Raw genomic sequence first — 20,600 nt, forward strand, 5'->3', positions numbered from 1 at the left:
TGTCCCTTTCGGGGCGTCCGCGCCTCTGCGTTCGGGTTCGATACCGAGCCGTGGCGCGGCGCATGCACAGAGGCTCTCCCCCGCACCGAACGCCGCCCGTCGGGAAGCACGCTTCGATCGGGGGCGACAGGCGAGCAGCCGTGCGGACGGTGTGCCCGCAAACGCTGGGGAATGGCCTAACTTCGATTCACGCAACAGGTTGCGTCCGGTGGATCGAAGCGTTGAATGAATGCAGCGTGGACCGACGCGGGGCAGATTTCCCGGCCCGCGATTTCACGTGACAGACAGGAGACACCGCTTGAGCCAGTACGAGAGCCGCCCTGTGCCCCGGGTGAAGGAGCGCGACCCCCGGTGCAACGACTTTCGGTCGCTGATCCGCTCACGCGCCGTTCAGGCGATGCTGCTGGCCACCGCCGCCGTGCAGGTGGGCGTGGTGGCTACGGGCGGCCTCGATACGAAGGATGGCAGGGAACGCCGCAGCCTGGTTCGCACCGCCATCAAGGAGGGCGTGGCGCTCAAGCTGCCCGCCGTAGTGGTCAAGAGCCCGACCCCGGCCCTGCTCGCCGAGAACGACGGGCCCGTTACCGCCCAGTCGCTGGCCGCGGTGTACCGCCGCAAGGGCTTCACCATCTCCGACAAGCTGGCCCAGGAGATCTACGCGGCCGCGGTAAAGAACGAGATCGACCCGCGCATTGCCTTCGGGCTGGTGAGGACGGAGAGCGAGTTCAAGGACTACGCGACCAGCCACGTGGGCGCCATCGGCCTTACGCAGCTGATGATCCCCACAGCGCGCTGGTTCAAGAAGGGCGTCACCGAAGACCAGCTGCGCGACTCGGCCACCAACCTGGAGATCGGCTTCCGCTACCTGAAGGAGCTGATCGACCGCTACCACGGCGACGTGGAGCTGGCGCTGACGGCCTACAACCGCGGCACGGGCACGGTGGACCGGGTGCTCAAGCGCGGCGGCGACCCCGACAACGGCTACGCCGGCAAGGTGCTGAACCGCTGATTCGCTCGGTGGATGCAGATGAGGAGAGGGGCCCCGTCCGGTGTGGACGCGGCCCCTCTTTCGTTCGTTCCGCGGAAGACCCGCCGGCGGTCAGCCCTCGGAAAGCACCCGGTTCCGTTCGATGTAGTCCGACCACTCGGGCGGCACGTCCGTGTCGGGAAAGATGGCCTGCACGGGGCATTCGGGCTCGCAGGCGCCGCAGTCGATGCACTCGTCGGGATTGATGTAGTACTGGTCGTTCGCCTCGTAGATGCAATCCACCGGGCAGACCTCGACGCAACTGGCGTCCTTGGTGCCGATGCAGGGTTCCGCGATCACGTAGGGCATATCGTTCTCCAGCGAGGGGTCAGGGATTTTCGTCTGGCCGGCGGCCCGCCCAAGGGCCGGAAGGCGGTATCATAACCAGCGCCCGCCCGGTTGTCCACGGGTGTCGAGCGAACGTTCGAACGACCCACTATGCGAGGTGTGTGCCGAACCACTCCAGCGTGGCGTCGGCGGCGGTTCGCAGCTCGGGGGTGGCGCCCGGGTACGGGTGGCGGCTGCCGAAGGTGTGGTCGCCGCCCTCGATCACCAGCAGCTCGGAGCTTTCGCCCACCGCGTCGAAGAGGGCCCGTCCCTCGTCCACCGGCACCGTGGCGTCGGCGTCTCCGTGCACGATCAGCCAGGGCGCGGACACGCGGGCCGCCGCGGCCCCGATGTCCAGCCGCTCACGATTCGCCTCGTAGTCGCGCCAGTAGTCCGGGCCCACGGGCATCATCTGCCTGGTGCGCGTATTCTCGACGTGCACGGTGCCTCCGGCGCGCCACGTGGCGACGTGCTCGCCGCTCCAGCGCGAGGCCACGTCGGCGATGGCGGCCCAGGTGACCAGGGCGTCCACGCGAGAGTCTTCCGCGGTGGCCAGGATGGCCTCGCCCCCGCCGCGCGAGTGGCCGAACAGGCCGATCCTCCGCGGCTTGCGCGGAACCAGGACGCCGCTGCACACGGCGTCCATCACCTGGCGGATTTCGTCGACGTTGCGCGAGTGCGTCTGCTCGGCGAACAGGTGCAGCGCGGAGAAGTCGGCGCCGTCGGGGCCCACGCCGTTCCGCGTAAAGTCGAAGCTGACGGCGGCGAAGCCGTGGGCCGCCACGGCGCGGGCCAGGCTGGGAAAGAAGTTGGCCGCGCGGAAGCCCTTGAAGCCATGGCAGATGACGACCGCCGCTGTGGGCCGGTGCCCCGCCCGCACGCGCACGTCGCCGCGGATGGGCGGCCCGCCATCGGACGAGCGGATTTCGAACTTGGTGAGCGTCAGTGCGTCGGGCATGGATGGGTGCGAAGAATTGAAGTTGTTGCGGTGCGGCAGGGGGTGGCGCATGCCGCGGGCGCCCCCCATCCCCAGCCCTTCCCCCGCAAACTGCGCGGGGGAAGGGAGCCAGCCCGGTGCGCTTCGGTCGGGGCGGCGCCACCACGGCCTGTCATCCTGAGGCCCAGGCACACCGCAGTTGCCCGCATATTACTCGTCGCGGGCCGAAGGATCTTGCCTGCGCCACTTCTCAGCCTGGGCGCGGCAGCGGCACGGATGCGTGGGCCTCGGCCCTTCCGCGGCTGGCGAAGCGGAGGGCGTTTCGATGGGCCGCGGCGCATCCCTCGGCTGGCCCCTCCCCCGTCCCCTCCCCGCATGCTGCGCATGCGGAGAGGGGAGAATGCGTTTGCGCTTCGGCTGGCCTCGTGCACTCGACTGCGCATGCAGTCCGCGAAGGCGGACTTCGGGCCGTCGTTGCCGCGACTTCAGTCGCCCCAGCAGGGCCGAGGCCTCGGCTGTGGTGCCCGCTGCCGCGCCCAAGGTTGTTTCGTATCCGCGGCTAGATCCTTCGGCGCGCGTAGTCCGCCGAACGGGCAGGCACCGTGCGCCTGCGCCTCAGGATGACAGCTCGCGCTTCGTCCGGCCTCATGCGCTCCACTGCGCATGCAGTCCGCGAAGGCGGACTTCGGGCCGTCGTTGCCGCGACTTCAGTCGCCCCGGCGGGGCCGAGGCCGCGCCACGTGGTTGGCCATCGAGCGCCCCTCACACCATCGGGCAGCCCTTGCACGGCACCGCCTTCGGGCACCCCTCGCACGGCAGCTCGGCGGCGGGCAGGTCGCCGACTCTCTCCTTTTCCTCCGCCAGCCGCAGCGCCAGGTACCTCATCCGCCGCACGTTCGTGGGGTCGCCGAACTCCCCCTCTCGCGCCAGGTGGCTCTGCCCCGTCGCCGCGGCGGCCACCACCGACCTCACCTGCTCGATCTCTTCCGCCGCCAGGCGCCCCAGCCCCGGCAGCTCCAGCCGCGGCGCGCGCTCCTGCACCAGCACCTGCCGCGCAAAGGAGATGAACATCGAGCACGCCTCGGGGCACGGCACCCGCTCTCCCTCCGCCTCCCCCTCCGTCGGAAGCGCGAGCGGCGTCTCCGCGTCCACGTTCCAGGCAACTCGCCGCAGGCACACCTCGTCGCCGCAGCAGGCACGTACCGTGTTCCGCACCACCGCGGCGGGAAGCAGCTTCACCGCGCCGTACATGCCGGTCTGCCGCGCTGCCACCTCGTTCCAGTGCGTCACCCGCAGCGTGGACTGACGCCCCGCGTGCCAGTGGAGCGCGCAGGCCGGGTACAGGTAGTCCAGCGCCGTCCACAGCGCCCGCGCGTCCAGGTTCACCAGCGCCCAGCCCTGCCGCAGGTTGGGCGACGTCTTCAGCGGGCGGTGGTCGCCCGAGTTGGTCGTCTGGCCGATCTCGATGGCGGCGTACGGATCGGACGTCACCGTTTCCAGCGACTCCAGCGAGCGCCGCACGTCGCGGACGTGGCGGATCTCGTATCGCCCCTCGCCCATGTGAAGGAGGCGCACCTGCAGGAACACGCGCCCCGCCGGCTCCTCGTTCACCCACGCGACCAGCGCCTCGCGCGCGGCGGCCATCCCGCCCGGCGCGTGCGATCCGCGCACCTCGCGCGCGTCAGACACCCGCGGCCTCGCTCACGCGAACGCCCTCCGGCACCTTCGCCCCCGCCTCGCGCGCGCGCTGCAGCACGATCTCCGCGATCTCGGGAAAGGTGCCCACGGGCGCGGCGTAGAAGATTACCTTGCCGTCCTTTTCCGTCACCGTGGTCACCGCAGGCCGGTTGATCCCCAGGTCGTCTGGAATGGTCTCCTGCGTATGCCAGCCCTCGGCGACGAAGAAGGGTACGAGCACCACCGTGTCTTCCTCCATGCCGTCCAGCACGTCGCCGACTTCCGGCTCTTGGTCCAGAAAGCCCGTCTTCACGTGGCCGAACACCCCCGCCTCGCCCGCCTGGCGGCTGACGCGGTAGATGACCTCCGACGAGTTGCTGTTCCGCTCCGTGCCGTGGCCGATGATGATGAGCCCCGCCCGGCGCGCCCGCTCCGCGTCGAGCCCCGCGGTTTCCTCGGCGCGGCGAAGGATCATTTCCGCCATGGACGCGTGGGTTCCCACCGGGCCGGTGTAGTGGATGGTCTTCCCCAGCTTGCGGGTGGCGGACGGCGCCGGGCCGGAAAGCCCCAGCTCGCGGGGAATCACCTCTTCGGTGAAGTAGCCCTCGGAGATGAAGAGGGGGACCACGTACACCTCGTCGGCCTCGACCAGGTCGAACACCTCGCGCATGGAGGGCTCTTCCTTCCAGAAGCACTCGCGCACCTCGTCGAACACGCCCGTGCGCCGGATGGCCGCGGCGTGGGCGTAGACGGGCGCGCTGCTCTCGGCGTTCAGGTGCGAGCCGTGGCCGATGATGATCAAAGCCTGCAACGTGTTGCTCCTTCGACAGTCGTTGTGCAACGGGCGAAGATGCAGGGGCGGCGGGGCGCGGGCAAGGGACGCGCGTCAGGAGTCGGCGGGCCGAGCCCGCGCGTCTTCCTCGTCGCGGACGTCCGGGGGCAGGCTGAAGACGGGAAGGCGAAGGCCGCGGTGGATGGCGAGGAAGCGCAGCAGGGCGATGGCCGCCATCCCCGTGATCGCCGCGGGCGCGCGCGGTGCACCGATGGCCTCCAGCGCCAGGTACAGCCCGATGCCGGCCATGGCGGCGGTGGCGTACAGGTCCATCGCGGGGCGCAGAATCAGCGGGATCTCGTTCGTCAGGACGTCGCGAACCATGCCGCCCGCCGTTCCCGTGATGGCGCCCATCGCAACGACGAGGGGCGCGGAAAGCCCCCCATCCTGCGCCACCTGCGCGCCCGCGATGGCAAACAGCGCCAGCCCCAGCGCGTCGGCGATCAGCAGCGTGTTGTGCGGCGGGCGAAAGCGCCGCGTCCACGCCACGGTGGCGAGCGCGGCCACGGTGATGACGACGATGTAGGCCGGATCGGAGATCCAGAAGATGGGGTGCCGGTCCAGCAGCAGGTCGCGAACGGTGCCGCCGCCCACGGCGGTGACCACCGCGATCACCACCACGCCCAGCAGGTCCAGGCTCTTGCGCCCCGCCGCCAGCGCGCCGCTGATGGCGAACACGAACACGCCGAGCAGGTCCAGGGAATACGGGATCACGGTTCCGCCGGTCGATAGAGGTGATGACGGGTGAGCCGCGCTACCCCGCCGAGCCGGGGTCGGTGCGGACGATCATCACCCCGCCCAGCGTGAGCGCGGCGCCCGCCAGCGCCAGGGCCGAGGGGCGCTCGTTCAGCAGCACCGTCCCGGCCAGCAGCGCCACCACGGGGGTGAGGTTGCTGTAGATGGCCGTGCGCGTGTTCCCGATCCGCTCCACCCCGCGATACCAGATCAGGTACGCCAGGCCGATGGCGAACGTGGCCGAAAAGAGCATTCCGCCCCACGCCCGGCCGTCGACCGCGCCCCAGTCCTGGCGTGACAGGGCGGGGATTCCCGCCACCACCAGCCCCACGGCTCCCACCCACAGCGTCCACGCCGTAGTGCGGATGCTGCCGTACTTTCGCACGATGGGGCGCGCGCCCACGGTGTAGAACGCCCAGGCCGCCGACGCGGTCACCAGGATGGCGTCGCCGACCAGCGCCTCGCGCCCCTCGACGCGCAGGCTTGCCCCGCTGACCAGCGCCACGCCCAGGATGGAGAGCGACGCGCCGCCCCAGGTACGCGGCCCCGGCTTTTCGTGCCCGGTGAGCATGGAGAGGAACGCCGTCATGATGGGCGTCAGCGCCAGCATCAGGCTGGCGTGCCCGGCCCGGGTGCGGTCCAGCCCCAGGATGAAGCACATCTGGTACATCACGTTGCCCAGCAGCCCCAGCGCGATCACCCGCGGCAGGTCTTCGCGGCCGGGGATGGAGAACTGGCCGCGAAGGTAGAGCACCGCGAACACCAGCACCGAGGCGACCACGAAGCGCAGGGCGTTGAACGCCAGTGGCTCGAACACGCCCAGTGCGTGCTTCACCACGGCGAAGTTCACGCCCCACACGATCACCATCATCGCCAGCGCGGCTTCCGTCCATCCCCACCCCGGCACCGGCGCCGTCGCCTCCGCGCCGATCCCCGGCTCGATCTGCGTGCCCTCGCCCAGCCCGTCTCTTCCCTGCATCGGTGGCTCCGCTCAGAATCCGGGAAAGAGCGTGCGCGCCCTCCCACCGGGAACAACATCTACCGATCCCCCACGCAAACCGGAGTGCGAGATCCATCCGCCCGGCTCGCCGCGAGTCGATTTGCATCTGTTGATGCGGCGCCGTTTCTGGATCGTAGACGGAAGATCGGCAGGGGGGGCATGCAGTGCAACCTGGCCGGGCTCCAAAACCGGGAATTCCACCTGCGCAACGCACGCCAGACCACCATGACGAGCCGCCGGGGCGTTTGCTCCGGCGGCTTCTTCGTGCATGCGCCGGGAGCGGCGGGCACCCAAGCGGCACCACGTATTTTCGGCTACTTTCCTAACGAGCCCCCCCCGCGCGCATTCAGCGCAAACGTTTGCAAGATGCACGTTTAGGAGCATTGCCCCGCCCACTCCGCACTTCTTGTTTCGCGAGTCTTCTCTTTTTCTTCGGGTCGTGTTAATCATCCATCGGGTCTCGCGCGCGGCAGCGTCCCGCAGCCGCGAATCGCCGGCCCCTCCACTCACATCATCTCGCCCGTTCAACGCCCGAGGACTCCATGCCACTCCCCCGCTTTCCCACTGATGCGCGCATTTCCGCGCGGGGCACGGCGCCGTTTCTGCGCCGATGCCTTCTGCTTGCGATCGCCCTCGCGGCGACTCTCCTGGATGCCAATCCGCTGCGGGCGCAGGCGTGCGCCCTCACCCGCGAAGACGCCGTAAAGGCGATCTACGTGCAGGTCCTGGAGCGCGAGGGCGACCCGGGGGGCCTGGACCACCACGCAGCGCGGCTGCACGCGGGCACCAGCGTCCGCGACATCGTATGGGACATGGCCCAGTCGCCCGAGTACCGCGGCCGCTTCATCACCGGGCAGCAGGACACCGTGATCATCCGGCACCTCTACCGAACCCTGCTGGCCCGCAGCCCCGACCCCGGCGCGTGGGTACACGTGGGTTCCGCGGCGTCCAACGGGTGGAACTACGTCATCAGCCAGCTGGTGAACAGCCCGGAGTACACCGACCGCTTCGGCGACCGGGCGGTCCCGGGTGAGCCGATCGTGGCCTGGGACTGCACGCGCGCGGGGCTGGCGCTGGAGCCGGCCAGCGCCGCCCCGGTGCTGGAGCGCGACCTGTGCCTGACCATCGCCGCGGGAAGCGGCGCGTACGAGTGCGGCGACCTGCGCCTGGCGCACGCGCTACCGACCATCCGCACGCTGAACAAGGCCCGCACCCCGGTGCTGATCTACAACCAGGCGCACGTGGACCCTCACCCCATCGTGGCCGCGTACGTGTCGCTGCCGGCCGGCGTGGCCGCGGATTCGGTCAGCGCCACTCTCCTGGGGAGCAACGGCGGTACGCTCGCCACCGGCAAGTGGCCGGCGTGGACTCCGGGCCAGGAGCGGCGGATCGCGCTGCTCTTCCGTGCTCGCGACGCGAACTGGCAGACCGGCGCGCACGGCTACACCCTCCAGGTGCGCGTCACCTCAGGCGCGAGCACCGTCGCCACGTATTCGGCGCGGGGCGAGATCGGCGTCGTCGACCGCCAGGCCAGCGCCTTTGGCGCCGGGTGGTGGCTGGCGGGGCTGGAGAAGCTGCACTTCCTCCCCGACGGGCGGATCTTCTGGGTTGGGGGCGATGGCAGCTATCGGACGTATCGCCCCTTGGGCACGACGCCGGCAAAGTGGGCGGCCACCCACGTGGTGGACCGGCCCGACACGCTGTACACCACCACGCACCCCTACTCAGCGTACGAGCGGCGGCTGCCCGGCGGCACCCGGGTGATCTACAACGGCTCGGGCCACCACGTCACGACCATCAACCTGCTGAACCACCAGACAAACTTCGGCTACAGCAACGAGGGGCGTCTGGGGTTCGTCTCCGTGCCGTTGGCGCCCGGGTACGGCCTTACCCACGTCAGGTACAACTTCGTGTATGGCGGCGCCGGCGGACGCTTTTCCGGGGTGACGTCGACGGACCTGCACGGCAACCCGGCGCGCGCCACGGGCGTGTCCCTGGACGCGGCCACCGGCCGGGTGCTCTCCATCACCGATCCCGGGTTGCCTGCCGTACAGTTTGAGTATCACGGCGGCTGGCCCTGGTGGATGAGCGCCCGCGTAGACCGGCGGGGCACGCGCACGCGCTACGGCTTCAACGGCGGCAAGCTGGTATCGTCGACGGTGGAGATGGACAATGAGATCCGGCTGTCGTTCACCTCGCACGAAACGCGGGGGCTGGCGGCCCCGGAACCCACCCGCCAGGTCTACACCCGCCTGGATGGCCCTCGCGTGGATGTGCCCGACACGACTGCCTTCCATATCGACCGCTGGGGCGCGCCACGGCGCATCGTCAACGCGCTGGGGCATGAAACAGTGGTGACGCGCGGTGACTCGCGGCTACCGGCCCTGGTGACCCGGGTGCGTGCGGCGAACGGGCTGGAGACGAGCGCCGAGTACAACGCGCGCGGCAACGTCGTAACCAGCACCGTTCACAACCCGCTGGGTGATGGACAGAACGCGATCACCTCCTACCTGTACGACCCGACGTGGCCGGACTTCGTAAGCCAGATCACCACGCCGGAGAAGGAGGTCGTGCGTTTCGGGTATCACACGAACGGGCTGCGGGCCTGGGAGCACCCCGGCACGGACATGTCACGACGGGTGTACTATGGGTACAACGCCCTGCAACTGGTTGACTCCATCGATTACCCCGTGGTGAACGGCCAGAACGCCGCCGAGGTTTTCCGGTACGATCAATGGGGGAACCTGCAGGCCACCATCTCGCCCAGCCGGGTGCGGACCGATCTGCTGAACGACGAACTGGGCCGGGTGATCCGTACACGCACCCCCATCCAAGGATCGCTGGCGCAGGTGGACACGGTGGTGTACGACGTGATGGACCGCGTGCGGCACGCCGAGAGCTTCGGCCCGGCCATGAACGGCGTTCAGGCGCAGACGCTGATCGTGGAAAACGAGTACGATGAGGAGGGGCGCCTGACGGCCGTGTCGCGGAGCTCCGCGGGTAACGAGGCCCAGATTGGAACGGTGACCACGCGGTTCTACTATGACAGAGCTGGACGCACGATCGCCGAGGTCGCGCCGGATGGAATGGTGGACAGCACGTTCTACGACCCGTCCGGCAACGCGGTCAGAACGCGGACGCGGCGGCACAACGCGGAGGTCCACGATTACATCAGGATGGAGTACGACGAGCTGAACCGGCTCACCAGGCGGATTCTGCCGGAAGTGCGCATCGCGGGGCGTGCCGAGGGCATCTCGCGGCCTCTGTCCGGTTTCAGCAGATACCACGCCTATCCGCGGTATCCCACGAGCGGTGAGAAGTGCCTGGGAAGCAGTACCACAGGATCGGATGCAAGATGTGAATTGCGCATTCCCGCTGACGTGGTGGAGTTCAGGTACGATGATGCCGGAAACCTGATCCGCGCCGACAACCGCGATGCGCAGGTCCGGAGAGGGTACTACCCAAACGGTCTGCTCAAGACGGATACCTTGCGCGTCCGGACCGCGGCGGAGTTGTCTGCGGGGGGGGATTTCGCCCAGCACGACTACACGCTCGGGTACAGGTACGACCTGAACGGCAGGCGCACGGCGCTGGCACACCCCGGCCAGCTTGCGCCTGCGGGCGGTGGCGACACCCAGTATCGATATCACCCCGAAACGGGTGCCCTCGAGACAGTCATCGATCCGCTGGGCAACGCCTTTACGTTCGCCTACAACACCCGGGGCGAAACGGAGTCGCTCCTGCGGCCCGGCGGCATCACCGAGCGGTACCGCTACAGGCAGGACGGCCGGCTGGACCAGAACTCGATGGACCAGAACGGGGCGTGGCTGCGGGCCGAGAGCATGGGCTACGACCTGCGCGGAAAGTTGCTGTCGAGCGTCGATCTGTACGGCTCGCAGGGTTCGGCCACGTTCACGTACTCGGGGCTGGGCCATGTCCTGAGCTCCGATCGCGTGACACGCGCAACCGACCTTGCCACCGGCAGGACCGCGCGGCACCGTGACTACAGCGAGTCACGGACGGACGCACTGGCCAACCTCACCTCCGTGTACAACAACTCCGTCACCGAATACAGCGACGCAACGGGGTCTTCGACCTCGTTTGGCGGGGGCGCGATGACCTACCAGCAGGGGACGGGGCGGCTCCTGGTGCGCAAGCAGGGGGTACAGGAGGAGAACACGGGGTACGACCGGGCGGGGAACATCGTATTCGCCACCGACCGCAACATTCACCCCGAGTGGGTCGGCAAGCGGCAGGACCGCGCCTCATTCTTCGACGCGGAGGGACGGCTCCGGGCAACCGACCTGCGCAGGCAGACCGCGGTGGTTTCGTACGAAACGCCGGGAAACCATGCGTCGCCCTACTACATCCACTACGAGGAGTACCGGTACGATGCCTTGGGGCGTCGTATCTGGGTCCGCGTACGGCGGGAGTGCACCAATGATCCGTACACCGCCGTCTGCTCGCGCAACGACGTACGCCGGGTGGTGTGGGACGGCGACGCCGAGTTGTACGAGATCCAGATGCCCGGCACGTCCGAGAACGACACCAACCCCGTGGCTGACCAAGGAGTGGTGAGCGGACACGATCTCAACCTCCACTACGGGCGCGTTCTCTACACGTACGGGCAGGAGCTGGACAAGCCGGTGAGCGTCATCCGGATGCTCTACGCCGACAAGCAGGGCGGGGTTCACTCCGCCTGGCCGGTGCCATTCACCCTGGTGCCCCACTGGAACGTACGCGGACAGGCGGAGCGGGGAACCTTCGCGAACGGTGCGCCCCAACTCTGCCGGGGCTTTGGGACCGGTCAGCGGTGCGTGGTGCTGGATTGGCCGCAGGGGTGGTTTCCGTACAGTCCGGCGGGGCGCCTGATCCCGGAGAACTGGCACGGCACGCTGATCACCGAGAAGCAGGACGCATCCGGCCTCCTGTACCGCCGCAACCGCTACTACGATCCAGCCACAGGCCGCTTCACGCAGGAGGACCCGATCGGCCTTGCTGGGGGGCTCAACGTGTACGGCTTCGCCAACGGGGACCCGGTCACATATAGCGATCCGTACGGACTCTGTCCTAAAACGCTCAGGCTTGCTCCTGCGGCAGCTGCTGATGGGCCGGTACCCGCCGTAGACGCGGTGCTGGCGACAGCGTGCGTTGTTGAACTCGGTATTATCGGCTTCCGGTGGTATCGCACCGCGCGTGCGGCAGAAGTATTGCTGTCAACTTCTAACGACGATGGTCAGGCCGCGGACGAGGCCTCAGCGGGTAACAGTCCCGAGAACGCGCCGGGCCAGACAGCCGGCGGCCGCGCGACTGACGAGCATGGCAACGTGCTGGGACCGAGCGGACGCCCCGCAGTGCATCAGCGCAATCATCCAACCCGCAAGCGTGCGCAGGACGCCGCACGGAATGAAGGCCAGGGTCCTCCCGTCCATCACCCGAACCCAACCCGGGGAGATCCGCACTTCCACCCGGCTGACCGGAATGGCAACAAGCTTCCGACCAGCACCCATCACAACTATCCCCGACCGTAGCCTGCGGTGTTTGCTACCCACTTCCTGTGGAGGTGGGTGGCAGCCGTCGCGTGCGGAGTCCGACGTCAAATGAACAACGATCTTTCGCGGTACGAGCGAGTGTGGATCGGTCTCGCGGAGGTGATACAGCGCCCCCGCGCTGGCGTGCTGCTGGATCGCAACCTGGCGTACGTCAACGTCCTTGCGTTTGCGCATGGAGCGGATGTATACAGGCGCGAGGCGACCAGGGCGTTGAACACCCTCGGCTTCGACTTGCTTTCGATTGTCGACGCCGAGTCGCTGACCAGTCGCATGGAGCGCAGCGGGTTGTCTGCCCCCGTCCTGGCACTGGCGGAGCAGGTCCTGCTCACCGGCTCTCCGCAGTTCGGCACCTTTCACACGTGGACGAGCGAGGAGTGACAATGGACAGGCGTGAGTCAGCGCGATCCCTCCCGCCGCTCCAGAATGTACCGTTCACCGCTCTCTTCAGCCTCGTAGTAGGCCAGCCGTCCCGGCACGCAGGAGATGAGGGTTCCCTGCCCGTATCCCACCACCGCCCGGAGCGCTTCGCCAAGCGGGAGTTCGCGGCCATCGAGTGCCGCGTTCTCCGACACTACGAAGCATCTCTCCGGCGCGTCCCGTGACACCAGCATGCGCTCTATACGCTCCGGTGTCTGGTCCGCGTCCGGCACGCGGTGAATGAACCGCGTGTCCAGGTCACCACCGTGAGCCAATCGGCGCAGGATCGTGCCGCGTTTTCGGGGATTGGCCAGCAGCGACAGGTACCGGTCCCGATGGGCCCGGTCGACGAACGCCAGGATCAGTTCAGGTTCGTGGCTGGTGCTCATCTGCATTACTCTCGGCATAAGGTCTTTGGCCCCGCCCACAGCCTCCGGGAAGGCTCTTCGCATTTAGCCCAATCTACCGATCCGCTGACGGCCGCAGGGATTTTTGTCGCCAATGCTGACCACTATGACGTTTCTCGTGCGGCGCGATGAACCCCGCGTGGGCGCCGTGGGTTCGCACCCGCAGACGCGGTAATCCCCAATCTCGTTCACACGCTGGCAGTCACGATGGACCAACGACTGGCGCGGCCGGGCAGACGCACCAAACCGTCGATCACTGATTCAGCACGAACGCGGCCGAACAGGGTGGAGGAGTTCCGGCATTACCGCCAGTGCATTGGGATTGTCCGGGTAATGGGCGGCGACAGTGTACGTGAACGCTTTTCACCGCGACCATGTCGAAGCAACGAACCGATTGCGGCGCCAGCCGCGTCGAACAGAATCCACAGCGACGGACATGCTGAAATGGCGGACGGCCCCGGTCTCCGTGTGCGACGCAGGAGCCATGTTCTGGGGAGTTGAGTTCGACCCAAAGCAAAATGGCTTTGGTTCCTTGAGATTCAACGATTCTGCCCACGGACGGGTACGGTATATCTGCCCGTGATTCCATATTGCGGTGCCCGCGGGGACCGGTGCATGCGCGCGCATTCTCGAGCCAAGCGGGATGCACGTGCGGGAGTGGGCTAAGTGTGGCTGAGATGGTTGAGCCATTAACAGATCCTCGAGGCTCGTGCTCCCGTCCGGTCGGCCGAAGCGGATCAGGTGTGTACGTCGAGCCTCAGCGGCTTCCCGGGTCCCTGGACCTCGCCCCGACCGCACGGAGCGCTTACGCGTGAACTTGCGCAACCTTCCGCCCGTGGGGAGCACGTTTCCCCACGGGCACCTTAAACCCAGTTTTCAAACACACGAGCCGCTCCAGCAGCGTACGTCCGGGACCCCCGCGCTTCGGTCACAGGTCATGGGTGCTCACGCGTAACAAGCCGTGGCCGCTGCACATCTTCATGGGCGCTATCGGGTCCGGAAGGAATCCGGGGGGAAGATAGCGTCGTCCCGTGTCTTCGTGTGCGACGCTCGGCATTGATGACGCGATTCAGACCGGCTGGGCCATGGGGCGGGCAACCTTGTTATGCGCACGGACGTCGGAATACATGCGCGCGGCGCCCTCCGGCTGCACCTTCCTTCATGCCGGCGTTGCGATCCACCTCACCCGCTCCTGACATCCCATGCGCAAGCTCGTTCTTCTCGCCGGAATGGTTCTTCTCGCCGCTCGCCCGGCGCACGGCCAGACCGCGGCGGACTCGGCCGCCATCCGCCAGACGGCGCTGGACTACATCGAGGGATGGTACGCCGGCGATCACGTCCGCATGGCACGCTCGCTACACCCCGAGCTGGCCAAGCGCCTGGTGCGGACCGACCCCCAGAGCGGCGCCAGTGACATCCGCGACATGGGCGCTTCAGAGCTGGTGATGCAGACGCGGCGGGGCGGCGGGAGCGACACCCCAGCCGCGCGCCAGCGGAAGGACGTCACCATCCTCGACATTTTCGAGGGCACGGCGAGCGTACGAGTGGACGCCGCCACGTGGATCGACTACATGCACATCGCCCGGGCGAACGGCCGTTGGCAGATCGTCAACGTCCTCTGGGCGCTGCGGCCGGAGCCGCGGACGCCGTAGGCCGGATCTCCGCACGTTCCCTCGGCACCGCCGTTCCACTGCCGGGCGCGCCTCACCTGTCGAGGCGCACCCGGCTATCCGCATGAAGTCCGCGAAGGCGGACTTCGGGCCGTCGTTGCCGCGACTTCAGTCGCCCCCGCAGAGCCGAGGCCCACGGACCGGTGACCGCTTCCGCGCCCGAACGTAGAGGTGTCCTCGGCAAGATCCTTCGGCCCGCGTAGGCTGTGCTACGGGCAGGTGAGGTGCGCCTGGGCCTCAGGATGACAGGCTGTGGCGTGATGTCGGATCAAAGAAGAATCCCCAGGCCGCGGCGCGGCCTGGGGATTCTCTTGCTTGGTGCCGTTGCCGCGTCAGCGGTTGGTGGGCTCCAGGATCTCGTCGATGCGGGCCACCACGTCGGCCCAGTGGGCGCGCTGGATTCCGCTGCCGCCCGAGACGTTGGCCTGGGCCGCCGCGCGGATGGAGCGCAGCTCCCCGCGGGCCAGCGCCGGCAGGTCGCTGCGCGCCACGTTCAGCGGCGCCAGCAGCGGCGACGGCGGCTCACTGGGCCCCTCGCCGCCCGGGGGTGCGGCCTGCGCCGCGGGCGGGTTCACCAGCGCGGCCAGGCGGTCCAGGTACACCCGGTGCACCGCGCGCAGGTTGGCGTCGGGCGTGCGCCCCGCCCACACCACGCGGCGCAGGTCGGCCAGGTAGTCGTCCACCGGGTACGCCGAGGCGCTCATCTCCTGGCTCATCGCCAGGCGGTCCAGCCGGCGCGGGTCCAGCAGCGCCTGTACGATGGCGGCCTGGGCCTGCGGCAGCGGCGACGGCCCCGTGCGCGAGGTGATGGCGGCAGGGGCCATCCACTCCGGCGTGTCGATGGCGTGCTCGGCCAGAAACGCCAGCGCGCGCTGCTGCCGGGCGCGGGGCACCGGCGCGTACACGGCGCCGGGCTGCACGGCCGTGCGCGGATCCACGAACACGCCGCCGATGACGTTCGCCACGTGGCCCATGTACGTGCGCCACATGCCGACGGTCTCGCGGTACAGCTCCGTCAGGTCTTCGTCGGTCTCGCCGGCGCGGGCCGTCCACGCGGGCAGGTTGGGAACCACGCGGCGCAGGTTGGCGAGGGCGTAGGTGGTCGCGGCCACCGGGTCGTTGCCCAGGTCCTCCGTCTGCGAGCGCGGGTCGATGCCCGACAGGTACTGCGGCAGGTAGCGGTACGGCATGGGGCCGGAGGCGTTGGAAAGCATCCGGTCCAGCCGCGGGCGTTCCGACTCGGGCGTGGGCGCGTCGGGGAACACGCGGTAGCCCCACTCGATGATGAACTCGTCCCACGGACCCAGGCGCCGGATGAAGTCCTTGGCGGCCAGCCCGTCGCCCGGCTGCGCGATGTAGTTCTGGCGCGCGTAGTCCATGATGGTGGCCGACACGCCGTACCGCCGCGTGAAGCTCACGCTGCGCAGCGAATCCACCGGGAACGACGACGAGGCGATCATGTTGTGGGGAAGCCCCAGCGCGTGGCCCACCTCGTGGGTGATCACCTGGCGCATGGTCTCGCCCATCAGCTCCTCGGGAATGTCGAGGCTGCGGGCCGCGGGGTTGGCGGCGCCCGTCTCGATCATCAGCCGGTTGCGGTAGCTGCGCATGTGGTTGTGGTACCACACGATGTCGCTCTCGATGATCTCTCCCGAGCGCGGGTCGACCGTGCTGGGGCCCTGCGCGTTGCGCGTGGTGCTGGCCGACCAGCGGACGACGGAGTAGCGGATGTCTTCCGGGTCCCACTCCGGGTCGTCCGTGGGCGGGTCCATCGCGCGGACGGCGTTGCGGAAGCCGGCCTTCTCGAACACGCGGTTCCAGTCTTCCACGCCCATGCGCACGTACGGCCGCCAGCGCGCCGGGGTGGCCGGGTCGATGTAGTAGACGATGGGCTTCACCGGCTCCACCAGCTCGCCGCGCGCGTACGCCGCGGGATCGCCGGGCTCCAGCCGCCACCGCGCGATGAAGCTTTCCGTGGCCGCCTTCTGCTCGTCGAGCCCGTAGTTGATGCGCTCCACCCCGAAGAAGCCGGCCCGCGGGTCCGCGAAGCGCGGGCGCATGGGCTCGCGCGGAAGCAGCACCAGCGACTGCCGCATCTCCAGCGTCAGCGCGCCGCCGCTACGGTCCGAGGGAGGGGCCGTGGCCTCGAAAGTTTGCGTGTGGCGCACCTCCACGTTCAGCGGGTAGCTGCGCACGGCGTTGACGAAGCTGCGCGCCGGGTCCAGCCGGCGCACCTTGTACTGCTCGCGCTGCGCCGTGGTGAGACCGCTGAGCGCCGGCGTGTCGCCGCCGAAGAACTCGGTGACGTCCACCACCGCCGCGCTGTCGCGCCCGTACGCCGCCACGGGAAAGGCGGCCAGGATGGCGCCCAGGTAGTTGCTGGCCACCGCCTGGGCGATGGGAAGCGAGTCGGCCGCCACGGCCTCGGCGCCCACCGAGCGAAGGATCACCCGGTCGCCCTGCCGCTCCCAGCGGACCAGGCGCTCCTGCACGCTGACGCCCGCCGGAAGGAAGGCGCCGAAGTTGGCCGGCACCGCGGCGATGCGGCCCACCAGCAGGAAGTCGCGCCGGAAGAGCGAGTCCGGCACCTCCAGCAGCCACCGCTCGTCCACCTTGTGCACGGTGATGGCGCCGGTGTCGGTCACCGCCCGCGGGGGCACCACCTGCGCGTACGGACGCGGCCCCCGGGCCGCGGAGCCGCCCCCGGCCGATGCGCCGCCCGTGGAGCCGCCGGGCGGCGCGGCCGCGGGGGCCTCGCCGTCGGCACGCGGCGTGGGCCGCGTGGCGGGGGTGGCGGCCTTGGGCGCGCACGACGCGGAGAGCACCGCCGCCGCGGCCAGGAAACCCAACCAGAGTCTGCTTCGCACGATCACTCGCCTCGCTAAATGGATGTTTGCCCTGATTGTACAGCAGTGAGCGCCGTTCACGCCAGCGGCCCGCGGTTGATGGGCCCTTTGCCTACCGCGTTTTGCCCAGCAGCGTGCCGCGGCACCCGGGCGCGCCGCAGACGCAGGGAAAGTGCTTCTTCATGGCGGCGGTGTGCCGCGCGTCGAGGATGATGTTGTAGTCGTACGACAGCTCCTCGCCCGCGGCGATGCCGCGGATGCTTTCCACCCAGATCCGCCCGTCCTCGATCACCGTTTCGCAGTTGGGGCTGCAGGAGTGGTTGATCCACCGCGCCCGGTTGCCCCGGTGCGCGGCGTCGATGATGGTTCCGTCCTCCAGCGCGAAGAGAAAGGTGTGGTGCGGGCCCGAAAAGTCGTCCGGGTACCGCGCCTCGGCCTCGTCCACCGAAATGCGCTCGCCGCGGTATTCGATGATGCGCGTGCCCGCGGGAATCGACCGGCGCGCGTACACCCCGCGGCCGTGGATGGCGGACGACCGCACCGCCAGGTACTGCTCTGCGTTCAGGGGACCGTTCGGCATCCCCGGATTGTATCTCGCGACGGCCCCCGCGCCAAGCGGCCCGCAGGTTGCCATCGTCGCGGCGTCCTTCTTTCCGCGACGAGGAGCACCGAAGATGGCTGACGATGCGGCGGCGCCCGCCGAACGCTACAACCCCAGGCGGACCTTCATCCGCCACACGGCGGGCGTTCCGCTGGAGGTGACCTGCGTGCCAGGGAGCCCCGCGTCCACGCGGAAGAGCGTGAACGTCAGCACGGGCGGGCTCTCGTTCGTTTCCGACGAGCACCACGCGCTCGGCGCCATCATCCAGGTTCGCATCCCCACGGTGGATCCCCCGTTCGAGGCGCGCGCCCGGGTGGTGTGGATCAAGCCCGAGGGTGACGGATACTGCGTGGGGGTGGAGTTCCTGGACGCGAACGACGCGTTCCGTTCGCGGATGGTGGAGCAGGTGTGCGCCATCGAGCAGTACCGGGGCGAGGTACTGGAGAACGAGGGGCGGGACCTCACGCAGCAGGAAGCCGCCGCGGAGTGGATCGGGCGGTTTGCCGGCCGCTTTCCCGACGCGTAGCCCCGTGTCCGCCGCGGATTTCTACGACGCGCTGGCGCCGGCGTACCACCTGAACTACGCCGACTGGGAGGCCAGCATCGCCCGGCAGGCGGCGGCGCTCCACGCCGTGCTCGGCGCCCGCGGCGTGGCCCCGGGAAGCACGGTGCTGGACGCCGCCTGCGGGGTGGGAACCCAGAGCCTGGGGCTGGCGGCGCTGGGATACCGCGTCACGGGTTCCGACCTTTCGGCGGGCGCGGTGGCGCGGGCGCGTACGGAGGCGGAGGCGCGCGGCCTGGGCATTCCCTTCGCCGTGGCGGACCTGCGCGCCCTGGCCGACGTGCACGCCCGCGAGTTCGACGTGGTGATCGCCTGCGACAACGCCATCCCCCACCTGCTTTCCGACGCCGAGATCGAGGCCGCCTTCGGGCAGATGTGGCGCTGCACCGCGCCCGGCGGAACCTGCCTGGTTTCCGTCCGCGACTACGACGCCATCGACCGCGCCGGCGTGCAGTCGCGGCCACCGGTGGTGCACGCCGGCGGGGAAGGCCTCCGCATCCTCTTCCAGGTCTGGGAATTCCACGGCCAGCACTACGACCTGGCCATGTACGTCGTCCACGACACGCGCGAGCAGCCGCCGTCGGTGCAGGTGATGAGGACGCGCTACTACGCCGTCGGCATCCCCACGCTGATGGAGTTGATGCGACGGGCCGGGTTCGAAGACGTCCAGCGGCTGGACGAGCCCTTCTACCAGCCGATCGTCATCGGCCGCCACCCGGGCTGACGCACGCCCCCTACGTCGCCAGCGGCAGCTCGCGCAGGCCGCGCAAAAAGGCGTGCTTGCGCCAGCGGAGAGACGCGGCGGGGACGGCCAGGCGCAGGTCGGGCGCGCGCTCCAGCAGCACGGAGATCGCGACCTGCGTTTCCAGCCGGGCCAGCGGTGCGCCCAGGCAGTAGTGCGCCCCCATGCCGAACGCCAGGTGGCGGTTGGGGTCGCGCGCCAGGTCCAGCGTGTCGGGGTCGGCGAAGTGCGCGGGGTCGCGGTTGGCGGAGCCGATCACCCCCAGCACCATCTCGCCCCGGCGGATGGGCACGCCGCACAGCGACAGGTCTTCGCGGGCGTACCGCTCCGTGGCCAGCTCCACCGGGCTGGCATAGCGCGCCAGCTCCTCCACCGCCGACTTCATCCGCGACGGGTCCGCCCGCAGCTCCGCCGCCTGCCCCGGGTTCTGCGCCAGCACCAGCGCCGCCGTGCCGATCAGGTTCACGGTGGTCTCGTGGCCGGCCGCCAGCAGCAGGAACACCATCCCCAGCAGCTCGTCCTCGCTCAACCGGTCGCCCGCCTCCTCGGCCTGCACCAGCGCGGTGATCAGGTCGTCGCGCGGCTCGGCTCGCCGTTCGTCGAACAGCGTCCGCAGATAGCGGAACAGCGAGCGGACGGCCGGCAGCACGCCCACGATGTCCACCGGCGACGAAACCGACACGATGCGCGTGGTCCAGCGGTGGAATCGCTGCTGGTCCCCCGCCGGCACCCCCAGTAGCTCGGCGATGATGGTCAGCGGGATGGGCAGCGCGAAGCCGCCGACCAGTTCCATCCGCCCTCCCCCCGCGCGGTCCATCAGCTCGTGGGCCAGCGCGTGGATGCGGGGGCGCAGCCCCTCCACCAGCCGGGGCGTAAACGCCTTTTGGACCAGCGCGCGCAGCCGCGTGTGGTCGGGGGCGTCCAGGTCCAGCATGTTGCGAGTGAGCGGGCGCAGAAAGCCCGGCATCCACGGCGCGTCGCTACCCCCGCCCTCCTTGCGCGCGTTCTGCGGGTTCTTGGCGAAGCGCGGGTCTTTCAGCAGCGCCTCGACATCGTCGTAGCGCGACACCAGCCACGCCCCGCGCCGGAATCCCAGCCGCGCCCGGTGCACGGGCTCGCTTTCCCGAAGGCGCGCGTACACGGGATACGGGTTCGCCTTGAACGCGGGGCTGGCCAGGTCGAACGGAGGAATCGGCATCGCCGGCGGCGGTGAGGGGTGGTAGAGAAGCGGAGCCGCGGGGGGATCGATCCCGCCGCGGCTCCTTCGT

Annotated in this window: 16 protein-coding genes; 6 read left to right on the top strand and 10 right to left on the bottom strand. The window is 69.3% G+C overall.

The features are described from left to right. Positions 1-298 precede the first annotated feature (298 nt). Complete coding sequence (locus VGB24_RS18740; protein ID WP_331074474.1) at positions 299-1,009, top strand: lytic transglycosylase domain-containing protein; 711 nt, start codon at positions 299-301, stop codon at positions 1,007-1,009. A 90-nt stretch (positions 1,010-1,099) separates the two neighbouring features. Here the strand turns inward: VGB24_RS18740 and VGB24_RS18745 are convergent, their stop codons facing one another. The 6 genes from VGB24_RS18745 to VGB24_RS18770 all read right to left on the bottom strand — a co-directional run bounded on the left by VGB24_RS18745 (position 1,100) and on the right by VGB24_RS18770 (position 6,514). Further along, positions 1,100-1,336, bottom strand: a complete 237-nt coding sequence (locus VGB24_RS18745; protein WP_331026220.1) for a ferredoxin family protein — start codon at positions 1,334-1,336, stop codon at positions 1,100-1,102. A 127-nt stretch (positions 1,337-1,463) separates the two neighbouring features. After that, positions 1,464-2,312 (bottom strand): alpha/beta hydrolase, encoded by an 849-nt coding sequence (locus tag VGB24_RS18750; protein WP_331074475.1) that lies wholly within the window; start codon positions 2,310-2,312, stop codon positions 1,464-1,466. 741 nt (positions 2,313-3,053) lie between these two features. Further along, the gene (locus VGB24_RS18755; RefSeq protein ID WP_331074476.1) at positions 3,054-3,980 is read right to left on the bottom strand and encodes a DR2241 family protein; all 927 of its coding nucleotides are present in this window, start codon (positions 3,978-3,980) and stop codon (positions 3,054-3,056) included. Further along, positions 3,973-4,779: a CbiX/SirB N-terminal domain-containing protein gene (locus tag VGB24_RS18760; RefSeq protein ID WP_331074477.1), complete on the bottom strand. Its 807-nt coding sequence runs from the start codon at positions 4,777-4,779 to the stop codon at positions 3,973-3,975. The genes VGB24_RS18755 and VGB24_RS18760 overlap by 8 nt, the downstream gene beginning before the upstream one ends. Before the next feature lie 75 nt (positions 4,780-4,854). After that, positions 4,855-5,514: a trimeric intracellular cation channel family protein gene (locus VGB24_RS18765; protein WP_331074478.1), complete on the bottom strand. Its 660-nt coding sequence runs from the start codon at positions 5,512-5,514 to the stop codon at positions 4,855-4,857. A gap of 40 nt (positions 5,515-5,554) precedes the next feature. Then, positions 5,555-6,514 carry a DMT family transporter gene (locus VGB24_RS18770; RefSeq protein WP_331074479.1) on the bottom strand — a complete coding sequence of 320 codons (960 nt, stop codon included), beginning with the start codon at positions 6,512-6,514 and terminating at the stop codon, positions 5,555-5,557. Between the two features lie 563 nt (positions 6,515-7,077). Between VGB24_RS18770 and VGB24_RS18775 the strand changes: the two genes are divergently transcribed. Further along, on the top strand, positions 7,078-12,066 hold the full coding sequence (locus VGB24_RS18775) for an RHS repeat-associated core domain-containing protein (protein WP_331074480.1): 4,989 nt from the start codon (positions 7,078-7,080) through the stop codon (positions 12,064-12,066). A 69-nt stretch (positions 12,067-12,135) separates the two neighbouring features. Next, positions 12,136-12,465, top strand: coding sequence for a hypothetical protein (locus VGB24_RS18780; protein ID WP_331074481.1), 330 nt, complete (start codon positions 12,136-12,138; stop codon positions 12,463-12,465). Positions 12,466-12,482: 17 nt separating this feature from the next. On the opposite strand, the gene VGB24_RS18785 is transcribed toward VGB24_RS18780, so the two are convergent. Further along, the gene (locus VGB24_RS18785; RefSeq protein ID WP_331074482.1) at positions 12,483-12,893 is read right to left on the bottom strand and encodes a hypothetical protein; all 411 of its coding nucleotides are present in this window, start codon (positions 12,891-12,893) and stop codon (positions 12,483-12,485) included. Between the two features lie 1,220 nt (positions 12,894-14,113). Between VGB24_RS18785 and VGB24_RS18790 the strand changes: the two genes are divergently transcribed. Further along, entirely contained in the window at positions 14,114-14,563 is a 450-nt protein-coding gene (locus VGB24_RS18790; protein ID WP_331074483.1) for a nuclear transport factor 2 family protein, read from the top strand. A 350-nt stretch (positions 14,564-14,913) separates the two neighbouring features. Here the strand turns inward: VGB24_RS18790 and VGB24_RS18795 are convergent, their stop codons facing one another. Both VGB24_RS18795 and VGB24_RS18800 read right to left on the bottom strand, forming a co-directional pair. Next, a complete protein-coding gene (locus VGB24_RS18795; protein ID WP_331074484.1) occupies positions 14,914-17,448 on the bottom strand; it encodes a zinc-dependent metalloprotease in 2,535 nt (844 codons plus the stop codon). Between the two features lie 91 nt (positions 17,449-17,539). Continuing rightward, positions 17,540-18,007 carry an SET domain-containing protein gene (locus VGB24_RS18800; RefSeq protein ID WP_331074485.1) on the bottom strand — a complete coding sequence of 156 codons (468 nt, stop codon included), beginning with the start codon at positions 18,005-18,007 and terminating at the stop codon, positions 17,540-17,542. Between the two features lie 94 nt (positions 18,008-18,101). On the opposite strand from VGB24_RS18800, the gene VGB24_RS18805 reads away from it, so the two are divergent. Continuing rightward, the gene (locus tag VGB24_RS18805) at positions 18,102-18,554 is read left to right on the top strand and encodes a PilZ domain-containing protein (protein ID WP_331074486.1); all 453 of its coding nucleotides are present in this window, start codon (positions 18,102-18,104) and stop codon (positions 18,552-18,554) included. A 4-nt stretch (positions 18,555-18,558) separates the two neighbouring features. After that, complete coding sequence (locus VGB24_RS18810; RefSeq protein ID WP_331074487.1) at positions 18,559-19,314, top strand: class I SAM-dependent methyltransferase; 756 nt, start codon at positions 18,559-18,561, stop codon at positions 19,312-19,314. A 10-nt stretch (positions 19,315-19,324) separates the two neighbouring features. Here the strand turns inward: VGB24_RS18810 and VGB24_RS18815 are convergent, their stop codons facing one another. Then, the gene (locus tag VGB24_RS18815) at positions 19,325-20,530 is read right to left on the bottom strand and encodes a cytochrome P450 (RefSeq protein WP_331074488.1); all 1,206 of its coding nucleotides are present in this window, start codon (positions 20,528-20,530) and stop codon (positions 19,325-19,327) included. Positions 20,531-20,600 lie beyond the last annotated feature (70 nt).

This window comes from Longimicrobium sp. (assembly GCF_036399935.1).
Taxonomy (GTDB): Bacteria; Gemmatimonadota; Gemmatimonadetes; order Longimicrobiales; family Longimicrobiaceae; genus Longimicrobium.

Bases quoted from the DNA above. Each gene is read 5' to 3' on its own strand.
- VGB24_RS18745 (WP_331026220.1), bottom strand. From the start codon at position 1,336: ATGCCCTACGTGATCGCGGAACCCTGCATCGGCACCAAGGACGCCAGT.
- VGB24_RS18750 (WP_331074475.1), bottom strand. From the start codon at position 2,312: ATGCCCGACGCACTGACGCTCACCAAGTTCGAAATCCGCTCGTCCGAT.
- VGB24_RS18770 (WP_331074479.1), bottom strand. From the start codon at position 6,514: ATGCAGGGAAGAGACGGGCTGGGCGAGGGCACGCAGATCGAGCCGGGG.
- VGB24_RS18775 (WP_331074480.1), top strand. From the start codon at position 7,078: ATGCCACTCCCCCGCTTTCCCACTGATGCGCGCATTTCCGCGCGGGGC.
- VGB24_RS18780 (WP_331074481.1), top strand. From the start codon at position 12,136: ATGAACAACGATCTTTCGCGGTACGAGCGAGTGTGGATCGGTCTCGCG.
- VGB24_RS18785 (WP_331074482.1), bottom strand. From the start codon at position 12,893: ATGAGCACCAGCCACGAACCTGAACTGATCCTGGCGTTCGTCGACCGG.
- VGB24_RS18790 (WP_331074483.1), top strand. From the start codon at position 14,114: ATGCGCAAGCTCGTTCTTCTCGCCGGAATGGTTCTTCTCGCCGCTCGC.
- VGB24_RS18800 (WP_331074485.1), bottom strand. From the start codon at position 18,007: ATGCCGAACGGTCCCCTGAACGCAGAGCAGTACCTGGCGGTGCGGTCG.
- VGB24_RS18805 (WP_331074486.1), top strand. From the start codon at position 18,102: ATGGCTGACGATGCGGCGGCGCCCGCCGAACGCTACAACCCCAGGCGG.
- VGB24_RS18815 (WP_331074488.1), bottom strand. From the start codon at position 20,530: ATGCCGATTCCTCCGTTCGACCTGGCCAGCCCCGCGTTCAAGGCGAAC.